Origin of the sequence: Ensifer sp. M14, assembly GCF_003355565.1 — a bacterium.
Lineage (GTDB): Bacteria > Pseudomonadota > Alphaproteobacteria > Rhizobiales > Rhizobiaceae > Ensifer.
Genome location: NZ_QJNR01000006.1, coordinates 69,792 through 82,478 on the forward strand (window position 1 = coordinate 69,792; position 12,687 = coordinate 82,478).

General features: G+C 63.4%; 12 protein-coding genes. 10 read left to right on the forward strand and 2 right to left on the reverse strand.

The annotated features are described in order from the left end of the window. Window positions 1–165 precede the first annotated feature (165 nt). A complete protein-coding gene (locus BLJAPNOD_RS21690) occupies window positions 166–963 on the reverse strand; it encodes an NAD(P)-dependent oxidoreductase (RefSeq protein ID WP_077505155.1) in 798 nt (265 codons plus the stop codon). Between the two features lie 191 nt (window positions 964–1,154). Here BLJAPNOD_RS21690 and BLJAPNOD_RS21695 point away from each other — a divergent pair, with 191 nt between their 5' ends. The 8 genes from BLJAPNOD_RS21695 (at window position 1,155) to BLJAPNOD_RS21730 (ending at window position 8,860) form a co-directional block, all read left to right on the forward strand. Then, complete coding sequence (locus BLJAPNOD_RS21695; protein ID WP_077505154.1) at window positions 1,155–1,907, forward strand: FadR/GntR family transcriptional regulator; 753 nt, start codon at window positions 1,155–1,157, stop codon at window positions 1,905–1,907. A 69-nt stretch (window positions 1,908–1,976) separates the two neighbouring features. Further along, on the forward strand, window positions 1,977–2,882 hold the full coding sequence (gene kdgD / locus BLJAPNOD_RS21700) for a 5-dehydro-4-deoxyglucarate dehydratase (RefSeq protein ID WP_115421455.1): 906 nt from the start codon (window positions 1,977–1,979) through the stop codon (window positions 2,880–2,882). 1 nt (window position 2,883) lies between these two features. Then, window positions 2,884–4,020, forward strand: a complete 1,137-nt coding sequence (locus tag BLJAPNOD_RS21705) for a mandelate racemase/muconate lactonizing enzyme family protein (protein WP_115421456.1) — start codon at window positions 2,884–2,886, stop codon at window positions 4,018–4,020. Window position 4,021: 1 nt separating this feature from the next. After that, window positions 4,022–4,903: an amidohydrolase family protein gene (locus BLJAPNOD_RS21710; RefSeq protein WP_077505151.1), complete on the forward strand. Its 882-nt coding sequence runs from the start codon at window positions 4,022–4,024 to the stop codon at window positions 4,901–4,903. 60 nt (window positions 4,904–4,963) lie between these two features. After that, entirely contained in the window at window positions 4,964–5,938 is a 975-nt protein-coding gene (locus BLJAPNOD_RS21715) for a TRAP transporter substrate-binding protein (protein WP_115421457.1), read from the forward strand. A gap of 73 nt (window positions 5,939–6,011) precedes the next feature. Further along, on the forward strand, window positions 6,012–6,533 hold the full coding sequence (locus BLJAPNOD_RS21720) for a TRAP transporter small permease (protein ID WP_077505149.1): 522 nt from the start codon (window positions 6,012–6,014) through the stop codon (window positions 6,531–6,533). Beyond that, the gene (locus BLJAPNOD_RS21725; protein WP_115421458.1) at window positions 6,533–7,813 is read left to right on the forward strand and encodes a TRAP transporter large permease; all 1,281 of its coding nucleotides are present in this window, start codon (window positions 6,533–6,535) and stop codon (window positions 7,811–7,813) included. The genes BLJAPNOD_RS21720 and BLJAPNOD_RS21725 overlap by 1 nt, the downstream gene beginning before the upstream one ends. A gap of 93 nt (window positions 7,814–7,906) precedes the next feature. Then, on the forward strand, window positions 7,907–8,860 hold the full coding sequence (locus BLJAPNOD_RS21730) for a DUF817 domain-containing protein (RefSeq protein ID WP_244611036.1): 954 nt from the start codon (window positions 7,907–7,909) through the stop codon (window positions 8,858–8,860). Window positions 8,861–8,899: 39 nt separating this feature from the next. On the opposite strand, the gene BLJAPNOD_RS21735 is transcribed toward BLJAPNOD_RS21730, so the two are convergent. After that, a complete protein-coding gene (locus tag BLJAPNOD_RS21735) occupies window positions 8,900–9,793 on the reverse strand; it encodes a LysR family transcriptional regulator (RefSeq protein ID WP_077505146.1) in 894 nt (297 codons plus the stop codon). 144 nt (window positions 9,794–9,937) lie between these two features. Between BLJAPNOD_RS21735 and BLJAPNOD_RS21740 the strand changes: the two genes are divergently transcribed. Both BLJAPNOD_RS21740 and BLJAPNOD_RS21745 read left to right on the forward strand, forming a co-directional pair. Beyond that, window positions 9,938–10,549: a glutathione S-transferase gene (locus BLJAPNOD_RS21740; RefSeq protein ID WP_115421459.1), complete on the forward strand. Its 612-nt coding sequence runs from the start codon at window positions 9,938–9,940 to the stop codon at window positions 10,547–10,549. A gap of 58 nt (window positions 10,550–10,607) precedes the next feature. Next, window positions 10,608–12,674, forward strand: coding sequence for a pyridoxamine 5'-phosphate oxidase family protein (locus tag BLJAPNOD_RS21745; protein ID WP_115421460.1), 2,067 nt, complete (start codon window positions 10,608–10,610; stop codon window positions 12,672–12,674). The last annotated feature ends 13 nt before the right edge of the window (window positions 12,675–12,687 follow it).

The window sequence follows — 12,687 nt, forward strand, 5'->3', positions numbered from 1 at the left end:
ATGTGTCGCACCTGCATCAATCGTTGCGCCGATGTGATCGAAGGGCTGCTCTCTTTTCGACCCCTCCGGCAGAAGAGTTGCGACACGATATCAATCTGCCGGTATCCGGATACCCTTCGGCGCGCCATGGTCGGGCGATGGAGGTCGGTCGCCATAACCAGCCGGCTACTCCTCCGTGAAGATCGGGTCCCGTGTGAACATGCCGCCCTGATAGACAGCAAGCGGCGACGATGCCTCCGGCCGGCCGGGGGAAAGCTCGAGTTCGGCGCGAAAACGTTCGGCATTGTCGCGCGGCCGCCAGCCGAGATAGGCGGCGTGGCTGTTATCCCACCAGCGGCTGTCGTTGTCCGAGATGCCCCAGACGATCGGGCAGCCGAGCATCGGTGCCCGGAACACGCAGGCAATCAGTGCGGCAAAATCGTCGTGGGACATCCACGTCGACAGCATCCGGTGATTGGTCGGCTTCTCCATACAGCTGCCGATCCGCACAAGCGCCGTCTCCTGGCCGAATTTTTCGAAATACATCCGGGCGAGCGCCTCGCCGAAGCACTTCGAGACGCCATAGAGACCGTCGGGGCGCATGGGAGCATCAGCCTCCACATGCTCATCCTGCCGGTAGAAGCCAACCGTATGATTGGAGCTGGCAAAGAGAATGCGTGGCTGGCCATGTGCCCGCGCCGCTTCATAGAGATTGTAGAGACCCAGGAGATTGGCATTGAGGATCTTGGAAAACTTATCCTCGACTGAAATGCCGCCGAGATGAAGAATGGCGTCACAGCCGTCGACCAGCCGATCGACGGCCGTGGCATCGCCGAGATCGCAGGTCATGATCTCCTCGTGCGGCGCCGCGGTGCCGAGATCGGCAATATCCGAGACACGTACGACCTCGGCCAGATGGGCAACGCGCGACCGCATGGCGCGACCCAGCGCCCCCGCCGCCCCGGTGATCAACAATCGCTTCAAGTCAGGTCCTCCGCCGCCGGCACGCCCTTGGGCCGGGTATCGATACATTGCGCTTACGCCAAACTCATCATACAGGTTGACGTAACGACGTCAATAAATCGCGTCGGTGATGTCACGGGCCGCATAATCTGGCATACCGGTGTCACATGATGAGATGGCGCGCAGGCCGACGGCCGCGAAAAGGAGACGAGATGAGCGTTCAAACGAAGCTGGAGCCGGGCACCGGAACAGGAACGTTGACCTCGAGGCTCGGCGACATTCTGCGCCGGGCGATCGCCGCCGGCAACTTTCCACCGGGCAGCAAGCTGCCGAGCGAGGCACAGCTCTCCGAGACCCATGGCGTCAGCCGCACGGTCGTGCGTGAGGCAGTCGCAGCACTTCGTGCGGACCGGCTGGTCGAGGCGCGCCAGGGTGCCGGCGTCTTCGTTCTCGAGACCCCGCCCGCCGCAGGCATCGCGTCGCTGTCCCTCCAGGATATCGACCCGGCGCGCGTCTCCTTGATGATCGAACTCCTGGAGCTGCGAACGGCCGTGGAGGTCGAAGCCGCAGGGCTTGCAGCCCTTCGCCGGTCGCCGGCACAGGAAGAGGTGATCATCGAGCAGCACTATGCGGTGCGCGCCTGCCTCAACGCCGGCGTGTCCAGTGTCGAAGCCGACTTCGCCCTGCATCTCGCCATAGCCGAAGCCACCAACAACCCGCGTTTCCGCGAGTTCCTGGCGATGATCGGCCGAAACGTCATCCCGCGGGGAGCCTTGCGCAACGACGACAGCGAACAGGATCAGTCCGCCTACATCGCCATGCTCGATAACGAGCATAACGACATCGTCGTTGCCATATCAAACGGCGACGAGGAGGGCGCGCGCGAGGCGATGCGTCGGCATCTGCGTGGCAGCCAGGCACGCTACCGGACACTGCTTCGCGAACAGCGAGTACCTGTACGATAACTTATTGACACGATCTTATCATACACGTATGACAACTCTACCGGAGGAGGCAGGCAGAGGAAATCCAGCATGACGCCGCAAGAAATCAAGGCCGCGCTTGGCGCCGGCCTGTTGTCATTTCCCGTGACGCATTTTGATGCCGAGCGAAAGTTCCACCCCGAAAGCTACCGCCGGCATATCGAATGGCTGTCCGGCTTCGACGCTCCGGTGCTGTTTGCCGCCGGCGGAACCGGTGAGTTCTTTTCGCTTTCGCCGAAGGAGATCCCCGGCATCGTCGCCGCCGCGAAAGAGGCCGCGGGTAAGACCGCGATCGTTTCGGGATGCGGCTTCGGCACAGAGATCGGCGTCGAGCTGGCGCGCGCGGTCGAAAAATCAGGCGCCGACGGCATACTGCTTCTGCCGCATTACCTGATCGACGCGCCACAGGAGGGGCTCTTCGTTCATGTGAGAGAGATCTGCCAGTCGGTCGGTATCGGCGTCATGGTCTATAACCGTGACAACTCGGTGTTGGCGGTCGATACACTGAAGCGCCTATGCGACGAATGCCCGAACCTCATCGGCTTCAAGGATGGAACCGGCGATATCGGCCTCATCCGCCAGATCACCGCGACGATGGGCGACCGGCTCACCTATCTCGGCGGCATGCCGACGGCCGAGCTCTTCGCCGAAGCCTATCTCGGAGCGGGCTTTACCACCTATTCCTCGGCCGTCTTCAATTTCGTACCGGGGCTCGCGGTCGAATTCTACAAGGCGTTGCGCGCCGGACATCGGGCGCGGTGCGAAGAAATCCTGCGCGATTTCTTCTACCCCTTCATGGCCATTCGCAACCGCCGCAAGGGCTATGCCGTTGCCGCGATCAAGGCTGGTGTCCGGCTGCAGGGGTTTGATGCGGGCCGTGTTCGGCCGCCGCTCGACGACCTGACGGCGCAGGAAGAAGACATGCTCGCAACGCTTATCGCGCCCTGGAAACGCTAGGATGAAGATCGCAGCCGTCCGCACGCATCTCTTGGAACACCGCCTTGCGGTGCCGTTTCAAAGCGCATCGATGCGCTTCGACCGACGCGCCCATGTGCTGTTAGAGATCGTCTGCGACGATGGCACCACTGGTTGGGGCGAATGCCTCGGCCCGGCCAGGCCGAACGCGGCGGTCGTCGCGGCCTACACACCCTGGCTTGTCGGTGCCGATCCTCTCGAAACCGAAAAGATCTGGGCGCGGCTCTACAATGCGCTGCGTGACCAGGGCCAACGTGGCCTGGCGTTGACTGCCCTTTCAGGCATCGACATCGCGCTTTGGGACATCAAGGGCAAACATTTCGGCGTGCCGGTCTCCACCCTTCTTGGCGGGCGTTTCCGCGAAACGGTCAAGGCCTATGCGACCGGCAGCTTCAAACGTGACGGCGTTGACCGGATCGAGGACAATGCCGCGGAGGTCGCGCGCTATCGCGCCGAGGGCTTTCACGCCAGCAAGATCAAGATCGGTTTTGGCGTGAAGGAAGACCTCGGCGTCGTGCGCGCCGTTCGCGAGGCCGTCGGGCCTGATATGCGGCTGATGGTCGATGCCAATCACGGCTATGACGTGCTCGAAGCGCTCGAATTCGGGCGCAAGGCTGCCGAACTCGATATCGACTGGTTCGAGGAGCCTGTCGTGCCGGAGCAGCTCGGTGCTTACCGCGAAGTCCGCGCCGGCCAGCCGATAGCAGTCGCCGGCGGCGAAACCTGGCACAGCCGCTGGGGCATGCGCGAGCCGGTCGAAACCCGCGCCATCGACATCCTCCAGCCCGACCTTGCCGGCGTCGGCGGCTTCACCGAGGCACGCCGCGTCGCCGACATGGCCGCACTTCACGGTATCCGCATCGTGCCGCATGTCTGGGGCACGGCTGTTCATATCGCAGCCGCCCTTCAGTTCATGGCGGCGATGGTGCCCAATCCGGTGCGCGTCAATCCGATCGAGCCGATCCTCGAATTCGACCGCACCGACAACCCGTTCCGGCAGGCGGTGATCAAAACGCCGATCGAGCATGACCAGGGGGTCGTAAAAATCCCCTCAGGTCCGGGACTTGGCATCGAGATCGACCGCGATGCGCTTGCCGAGTTCCGGATGAGGAATGATTGAGATGCTGGTCAGAACGCTCTCCGGTCGCCCGCCCAAAATCCCGCTGCCAAAAGGCGCGGTCGATACGCAGATGCACATGTATCTGCCCGGCTTTCCCGCCCTTGCCGGCGGGCCTGCACTTCCCGCCGGCGCGTTGCCCGATGCGGACCAGTACAGACAATTCATGCGTTGGCTCGGCATAGACCGGGTCATCATCACCCAGGGCAACGCCCATCAGCGCGACAATGCCAACCTGATTGCCTGCCTGAATGCGATGGGGACCGTCGCCCGCGGCGTCGCCGCCTTCGGCGCGGAAACCTCTGAACGCGAGCTGGACGCCTTGTCGGCAGCCGGTGTCATCGGTGCAAGGATCATGGATCTGCCCGGCGGGGCGGTCGGCCTCGGCGAACTCGAAGCCGTGGATGACCGCGCGGCAGCCCGCGGCTGGATGGTCGCGATCCAGTTCGACGGCAGCAACATCCTCGAGCACGAGCCAAGACTGCAGAAACTGAAATCCCGCTGGGTTTTCGACCATCACGGCAAGTTCTTCTCCGGCGCGGCACCGGATGGCCCCGAGGTCGCCGCGGTCAAGCGGCTGATCGACGGCGGGAATTGCTGGTTCAAGTTTGCCGGCGCCTACGAATCCTCGAAGGCCGGCGGTCCCGATTTTGCCGACGTGGCCGCGATTTCGCGCGCGATTGCCGAGCATGCGCCCGCGCGCATCGTCTGGGGCAGCAACTGGCCACACAACCTTGCAAAGACCAATGCCGACTATCCCGACGACGCCGAACTGACAGACACGGTTCTGGGCTGGCTGCCCGATGCCGATGCCCGTCATCGCGCACTCGTGGAAAATCCTGAACGGCTCTTTGGCTTGAAGCCGTTCGCGGACGGAGGTGCTTGAAGCCACCCGCATGCGTCCGGAGCGAGGAGGCTTCGGCGTTTCAAGAAGGAGGAGGACACAATGAACATATCAAAAACGCTTTGCCTGGCCTTGGGCATTGCCCTTGGCGCCGGCACCCTGCAGGCACAGGAAATCACCCTGCGCTCGGCCGACATCCACCCGGACGGCTATCCGACCGTCGATGCGGTGAAATACATGGGCGAACTGGTCGCCAAGCGCACCAACGGCCGCATCAAGATCGACGTCACCAACAACGCCGCCCTTGGCAGCGAGAAGGACACGATTGAGCAGACCCGCTTCGGCGTCATCGACATGAACCGCGTCAACGCAGCACCGTTCAACAATCTGGTGCCGCAGACCGTCGTGCTCGGGCTTCCCTTCCTGTTCCGCTCGACCGAGCATATGCACAAGACCGTCGACGGGCCGATCGGCGACGAAGTGCTGGCCGCCTTCGAACCGCATGGGCTGATCGGCCTTGCCTTCTACGATTCCGGCGCGCGCTCGTTCTACTCGACCAAGAAGCCGATCGAGAAACTCACCGATCTCAAAGGCATGAAGGTTCGTGTCCAGCAGTCGGATCTCTGGATCGCCATGATGGAAGCCTTCGGCGCCAACGCCACGCCGATGCCTTTCGGCGAGGTCTATTCGTCGCTCGAGACCGGCGTCGTCGACGCGGCGGAAAACAACTGGCCGTCCTACGAATCTTCCAGGCATTTCGAGGTCGCCAAGAACTACACGCTCACCGAACACTCCCTCAATCCCGAGATCCTGGTGATCTCGAAGCTGAGCTGGGACAAGCTTTCGCCCGACGACCAGAAGGTCCTGAAGGAGGCGGCGAAGGAGTCGGTGGTGAAGATGCGTGAACTCTGGACGGCACGGGAAAAGGCGTCTGAAGAAAAGGTTCGTGCCGCCGGCGCCAACGTCATCACCGTCGACAAGGCCGAGTTCTCCGCGGCGATGAAGCCCGTCTACGATCGTTTCGTCACCGACCCGCAGATGAAGGACCTGCTCGAGCGCATCCGCGCCATCAACTAGCGCCCCGACAACGGAGTGTCCGACCTGATCGGCCGGACGCTCCCCTCGTCTGCAGCTTATGGAGGATAAGGCAATGTGGCGCTTCATGCAGGCCGTCAGGCCTGCGCTTACCCGGCTCAGCCGGCTCTCGCTTTACATTTCAGGCCTGGGTCTCGTCACCATGACGGCGATCGTCGGCTGGCAGGTCTTCGCCCGCTACGTCCTCAACGACACGCCCAGTTGGTCGGAACCGCTGTCGCTGCACCTGATGTCCTGGTTCATCCTGCTGGGTGCTGCCGTCGGCGTGCGCGAGAGCGTGCATCTCGGTCTCGATTTCGTCCGCCATTCGGCACCGCCTGCCGTGCAGCGCCTGATGGATCTCGCCAGCCTTTCCCTGATCGTGCTCTTTGGCCTCGCCATGAGCTTCTATTCGACCCTGCTTGCCGCCGGCACCTGGGCGGCGACCATCCCCGTGCTCGGCTGGCCGGGCGGCGTCGATTTCTTCCCGATGATCGCAGGCGGCCTGCTGATCGCACTGTTTGCGGCAGAGCGGCTCGCCGACGTTGTGCTGGGCGAAGCAACCGCTGCGGATGTCGTCATTCAGGAGGCAGCATAGTGGCCTACAGCATTCTCTTCGGCACCTTCACGCTCCTGATGATGATCGGCATGCCGATCGCCTTTTGCCTCGGCATCGCCTCGCTTGCGACCGTGATCTACATGGGCCTGCCGCCGATCGTCGTCTTCCAGCAGATGAACTCCGGCATGAACGTCTTTGCGATGATGGCGATCCCGTTCTTCATCTTCGCCGGAGACCTGATGGTGCGCGGCGGCATCGCCGACCGCCTGATCCGGTTTGCCGCCGGCATTGTCGGGCATCTGCGCGGCGGCCTCGGCCAGGTCAATATCGTCGCCTCGACGCTGTTCGGGGGTATTTCCGGCTCCGCCGTTGCCGACGCGTCGGCCGTTGGCGGATTGATGATCCCGCAGATGGCGGCGCGCGGCTATGACCGCAGCTATGCCGTCAACGTCACGGTCAACGCGGCGATCATCGCGCTGATGATCCCGCCGTCGCACAACATGATCCTCTATTCGATTGCCGCCGGCGGCAACGTCTCGGTCGCCGATCTCTTTACCGCCGGCATCCTGCCTGGCCTGCTTCTGGCCGCTGCCCTGATGGTCACGGCCTATGTGGTGGCGCGGAGAAAGGGATATCCGTCGGAGCCGTTCCCGGGCCTGCGCCGCCTCGGCTTCTACTTTCTCGCCTCGCTCCCAGGGCTGCTGCTGATCGGCATCATCTTCGGCGGCGTGCGCTCGGGTATTTTCACGGCGACGGAAAGCTCGTGCATCGCTGTGTTCTACGCCCTGCTGGTCGCACTGCTCGTCTACCGTGAACTCGACTGGAGCGGCTTCGTCGAGGCCGTGCTGCAGGCGGTGCGCACCACCGCAATGGTGCTGCTGGTCATCGGCACCGCCGCTTCTTTCGGCTGGCTGATGGCATTCCTGCACGTCCAGCAGGGCATGGTCGCCGCGATCAGCGCGATCTCCGACAACCCGATCATCGTGCTTTTGCTGATCAACATCATCCTGCTACTGCTCGGCACCTTCATGGACATGGCGCCGCTGGTCATCATCAGCACGCCGGTGCTGCTTCCGGTGGTCAAGGCCTTCGGCATCGACCCCGTGCATTTCGGCGTGGTGATGATCCTCAACGCCGGCATAGGCCTCAACACGCCACCGGTCGGCACCGTGCTTTTCGTCGGTTGCGCCGTCGGCGGCATTTCTATCCGCGAGGCGATGCGAACGATCTGGCCGTTCTTCGGCGCCAGCATCGCCGTGCTGATGCTGGTCACCTACATCCCCGGCCTGTCCCTCTGGCTGCCGAGCCTGTTCCGCTAGCCGACGGCCCGAGCCCTCAGGCTCGGGCCGATCCACAATTCGACCGCATTGCCCCTCCATCGCACCAGCGACACAGACATGGAGGCGAATCGCGTGGCGCAGCGATCGGACGACAAACGTTTCACATCGCTCGAAGCGCGTATCGATGCAGCCGCCCACCAGCTGCTCGACCGGCTTCCACGCCATGGTTTGCTTGGCGGCCTGACGGAGTTTCTCGTCTTCGGCATCAAGCAGGCCTTCGCATGCCTGTTCGGTGGCGCCCTGCTGGCGCTGATGATCGCCACCAAGCTGTGGTGGCCGGTCGAGATCGGCCTCGCCCGCTACGATTTTCTCTTCCTGGCAGCACTGGCGATCCAGCTTCTGATGCTCGCCTTCAAGCTCGAGACCATTGCCGAAGCCAAGGTCATCCTGATCTTCCACATCGTCGGCACGCTGATGGAAATCTTCAAGACCGCGGTCGGATCGTGGATCTATCCTGAACCCAGCTTCTTTCGCATCGGCGGCGTGCCATTGTTTTCCGGGTTCATGTATGCGGCCGTCGGCTCGTACCTGGCGCGCGTGACCCGCATTCTCGATTTGCACTACACCCACTATCCGCCGCGCTGGGCAACCCTGCTCGTCGCCCTCGCCATCTATGCCAATTTCTTCACCCATCACTTCGTCATCGATGTGCGCTATCTGCTGTTTGGCGTCATCGCGATGCTGTTCTTTCGCACGACCGTGCACTACCGCGTCTTCCGCTTCCGCCACCGCATGCCGCTGCTGGTCGGCTTTCTGCTCATCGCCCTGTTCATCTGGTTTGCCGAAAACATCGGCACCTGGTCACGCGCCTGGATCTACCCCTCCCAACATACCGGCTGGACACCGGTATCGCTGCAGAAGCTGGGTGCGTGGTATCTGTTGATGATCCTGTCCTTCGTGCTGGTCACGCTCGTCCACCGACCGCGCTCCTTGCAACCGATGCATCAGCATCGGCCGGCCGTTGCTCCACACGGAGTGACCGCTGATGGCGTCACCGTCGGCGAGGCATCGCAGATCAGCCGGTAGTGCCAGGATAGAATCCGTTGCGGGACGCTCCGATTGCCGTCACTTCAGTACCGCCCGGAGCCGAGGGGCCGCGAAATCGACGAAAGCTCTGAGTTTCATCGGCACGTGGCCTTGCGGCGGATAAACCAACTGGACGGCAAGCGCCTCGTGCTCGAACGTCTCCAGCAGGGGAACGAGCAGCCCTTGCGAAACGGGTTGCGCCACCTGGTAGGAAAGCACCCGCGTCAGACCAAGGCCGGAGATGGCGGCATCGACAGCCGCTTCCGCCGTGTTGACGATCAACCGCGACCGGATCGGCGCAGTCAACTCCCGCCCCTCTTCGAGAAAGCGCCAGACATGGGCGGCGGTGACGTTTTCGAAGGTGATGCAATCATGGGCGGCGAGTTCGCTTGGATGTGTGGGCGCGCTACGCCGCGCGATGTAGTCGGGGCTCGCATAGACCACCCGACGCACTTTACCGATCTTCGTCGCCACGAGATTGCTGTCCGGCAGGTTGCCGATCCTGAGCGCGAGGTCGATATGGTCGTCGACCAGGTTGGTGAACCGATCGCCCAGTGTCAGCCGCAGGTCGATCTGGGGATGAACTTTCAGAAAATCGACGACGACGGGCAACACGTGCAGCCGCCCGAAGACGATAGGTGCCGAGACTGTCAGATCGCCCTTCACGGCACTGTACTCGCCAGCGGCGACCCTCTCCGCCTCCTCGACCCGCGCCAGGATTTCCTTGGCGGCCTCGACATAGGAGCGACCGGCTTCGGTCAAGAGGACCTTGCGGTTCGTCCTGGTGATGAGCTGAGCGCTCAGATGTGCTTCGAGCTCCGAAACCTTCCGGCTGACGGTGGCAAGCGGCATCTTGAGCTGCCGTGAGGCAGCGGACAGGCTGCCGCTCTCAATGACGGCAAGCAGAACGCCCATGGCGTCGAGACGATCCATCGTCCTTCCAAAAAATGAGAACTGTAATATCAGAATCGCATTCTACTGCGAAAAACTGGAAAGTCATAGATTGCTCTCGAAGGCGGTTCATCCCGAACCGTCGCAGGGCCACAACGGCTCTCACGTGTTCGAGGGTAATCTCCCATGAAACTCTATCGCCATCCGCTGTCCGGCCACTCGCACCGTGTCCAGCTCTTCTTAGCTCTGCTTGGCGTGCCACATGAACTCGTCGACGTCGACCTCCTGGCAAAGGCCCACAAGGCACCGGACTTCCTCAAGCTTAATTCCTTCGGGCAGGTTCCGGTGCTCGACGACGACGGCACGATCGTGGCCGACTCAAACGCCATCCTCGTCTATCTCGCCAAGAAGCTCGGCCGGGCCGACTGGCTACCGGAAGATCCCGCCGGTGCTGCGAAAGTGCAGAAATGGCTGTCGGTCGCCGCCGGCGACATTGCCTTCGGTCCGGCGGCAGCCCGGCTCGTGACCGTTTTCGGCGCAAGTCTGCGAGCCGAAGAGGTTATCGCGAGAGCGCATCGGGTCCTGACGCTGATCGATGCGGAGCTGGCCGACCGCGACTTCCTGCTCGGCGCCCGGCCAACCATCGCCGACGTTTCCCTCTACAGCTACGTTTCCGCCGCTCCCGAGGGCAATGTCGACCTTTCCGAGTACGCCCACGTCCGGGCCTGGCTTTCCCGTATCGAGGGCCAGCCCGGATTCGTCGGCTTTCAGAAGACGGCCGTCGGCCTCGCCGCCTGACCCCACGTCCCGGGGCGGCCGCCCTGCCCCGGGCTTCGTCTCAACGAGGATCGCGATCATGCCGGACAATGCACAACCGAAGCGCCCCGACTCTCCCTGGCACGCAGGCGAGCTCGCCATTCAGCGAAGCTTGGGCGTGGTCGAGCGCATGGATGCGACGGGACGCAACTTCGTGCGAACCTTCATGCCCGAACAGCACCAGCAATTCTTCCCGATGCTGCCCTTCGCCGCCTTCGGCGCCGTCGATGCGAACGGCGATGTCTGGGCGACGATGCGCGCCGCCGAGCCCGGCTTCATGCAGGCGCCCGATGCCTGGACCCTCGAGGTGCGGCTGCCGCGCGAGCCTGACGATCCCGCCGACGCAGGCATGGGCGACGCACACGCCATCGGCATGCTGGGCATCCAGCTCGAAACCCGGCGCAGGAACCGGCTCAATGGCGCGATCCGCCGCAACAGTGACGATGGCTTCGCCATTCGCGTCCGCCAGAGCTTCGGCAACTGCCCGCAATACATCCAGCTTCGGCAGTTCTCCTTCGTCCGCCCACCGCATCAACCGGCGTCCGTGCGGCCGGTCCGTCACGCCGGGCTCGACGATCGCGCCCGGGCGATTATCGCCAATGCCGATACCTTTTTCGTCGCCTCCTATGTCGACCTCGACACCGGCGAACGGCAGGTCGACGTTTCCCATCGCGGCGGCAAGGCCGGTTTCGTGCGGATCGGTGAAGAGGACGTCCTGACAATCCCCGATTTCTCCGGCAATCTGTTCTTCAACACGCTCGGCAACTTCATGGTCAATCCGCGTGCCGGTCTGCTGTTCGTCGACTTTGCGACCGGCAACATGCTGCAGATGACCGGGAGCGCCGAGGTCATCCTGTCTTCGCCCGAAGTTGCCGCTTTCCAGGGCGCGGAACGCCTGTGGCGCTTCCGGCCCGAACAGGTCGTCTACCGTGAGGACGGATTGCCGCTTCGCTGGGTGTTGGAGGACGGCGGCTGGTCGCCCAGCCTGCTGCCAACAGGTGATTGGGGGCAAGCGAAGGTTCGCCTGCAGGCGGCAGCGCTTGCCGAAGCGTGGCGGCCGTTTCGGATCGCCCGCGTCGAAGCCGAGAGTACGACGATCCGCTCGCTTTACCTGGAACCGGATGACGGGGTCGGCCTCATGGCGCACCGTGCCGGCCAGCATCTGCCGATCCGGGTCAGGACCGGAGCGGACGATAAGCCGCTGGTCAGAAGTTACACGCTGTCCTCCGCCCCAACCGACGACCTTTACCGCATCAGCGTCAAAGAGGACGGCGAAGTCTCCCGCTACCTGCATGGGTTGAAGCCGGGCGACCGCATCGAGGCCCGTGCTCCGGCGGGCAGCTTCATCATCGATGGCACGGAGCGTCGCCCCGCCGTGCTGATCGGCGCCGGCGTCGGTATCACGCCGATGATCGCCATGCTGCAGCACATCGTTTCCGAGGGACGCCGCAAGCGCCGCACGCGTCCGACCTGGCTTTTCCAGGCTGCCCGTTCGCCAGAGGAACGCGCCTTCGATCGCGAGATTGCCGCCTTGGTCAATGCAGGCGAGGGAAACATCCACCTGGTGCGCGCACTCAGCCAACCGGGAGCCGCAACCGAAGGCCAAGATTACGAGGTCGCCGGCCGTATCGACCTCACCCACCTCAAGGCGACGCTGCCCTTCGACGACTACGACTTCTACCTCTGCGGCCCGGCGGCTTTCACCCAGTCGCTCTACAGTGGCCTGCGTGCGCTGAACGTCGCCGACGCCCGCATTCATGCGGAGACCTTCGGCCTGTCTTCGCTGACGCGCAGCCCCGATGTCGGATTGCAAGTAGCGTCGAAGCCGCCTGCAAGCACATCGGTTCGCGTCATCTTTGCCGCCTCCGGCAAGGAAGCCCGCTGGCAGCCGGGCGAAGGCACTCTGCTCGATCTGGCCGAGGCCCGCGGCCTTGCGCCCGAATACGGCTGCCGAAACGGCAGCTGCGGCAGTTGCAGCACGCGGGTTCTCGAAGGCGAAGTCACCTACCCGCAGCAGCCATCGTTCGAGGTCGGCCAAGGCGAGGCGCTGATCTGCTGCGCCGTGCCGGCGGAAAATGACGGGCACGCGTTGCATCTGGCCGTTTAGCGCAGCGGCGCCA

Bases quoted from the DNA above. Each gene is read 5' to 3' on its own strand.
- BLJAPNOD_RS21735 (WP_077505146.1), bottom strand. From the start codon at position 9,793: ATGGATCGTCTCGACGCCATGGGCGTTCTGCTTGCCGTCATTGAGAGC.
- BLJAPNOD_RS21710 (WP_077505151.1), top strand. From the start codon at position 4,022: ATGCTGGTCAGAACGCTCTCCGGTCGCCCGCCCAAAATCCCGCTGCCA.
- BLJAPNOD_RS21715 (WP_115421457.1), top strand. From the start codon at position 4,964: ATGAACATATCAAAAACGCTTTGCCTGGCCTTGGGCATTGCCCTTGGC.
- BLJAPNOD_RS21720 (WP_077505149.1), top strand. From the start codon at position 6,012: ATGTGGCGCTTCATGCAGGCCGTCAGGCCTGCGCTTACCCGGCTCAGC.
- BLJAPNOD_RS21745 (WP_115421460.1), top strand. From the start codon at position 10,608: ATGCCGGACAATGCACAACCGAAGCGCCCCGACTCTCCCTGGCACGCA.
- BLJAPNOD_RS21705 (WP_115421456.1), top strand. From the start codon at position 2,884: ATGAAGATCGCAGCCGTCCGCACGCATCTCTTGGAACACCGCCTTGCG.
- BLJAPNOD_RS21740 (WP_115421459.1), top strand. From the start codon at position 9,938: ATGAAACTCTATCGCCATCCGCTGTCCGGCCACTCGCACCGTGTCCAG.
- BLJAPNOD_RS21695 (WP_077505154.1), top strand. From the start codon at position 1,155: ATGAGCGTTCAAACGAAGCTGGAGCCGGGCACCGGAACAGGAACGTTG.
- kdgD (WP_115421455.1), top strand. From the start codon at position 1,977: ATGACGCCGCAAGAAATCAAGGCCGCGCTTGGCGCCGGCCTGTTGTCA.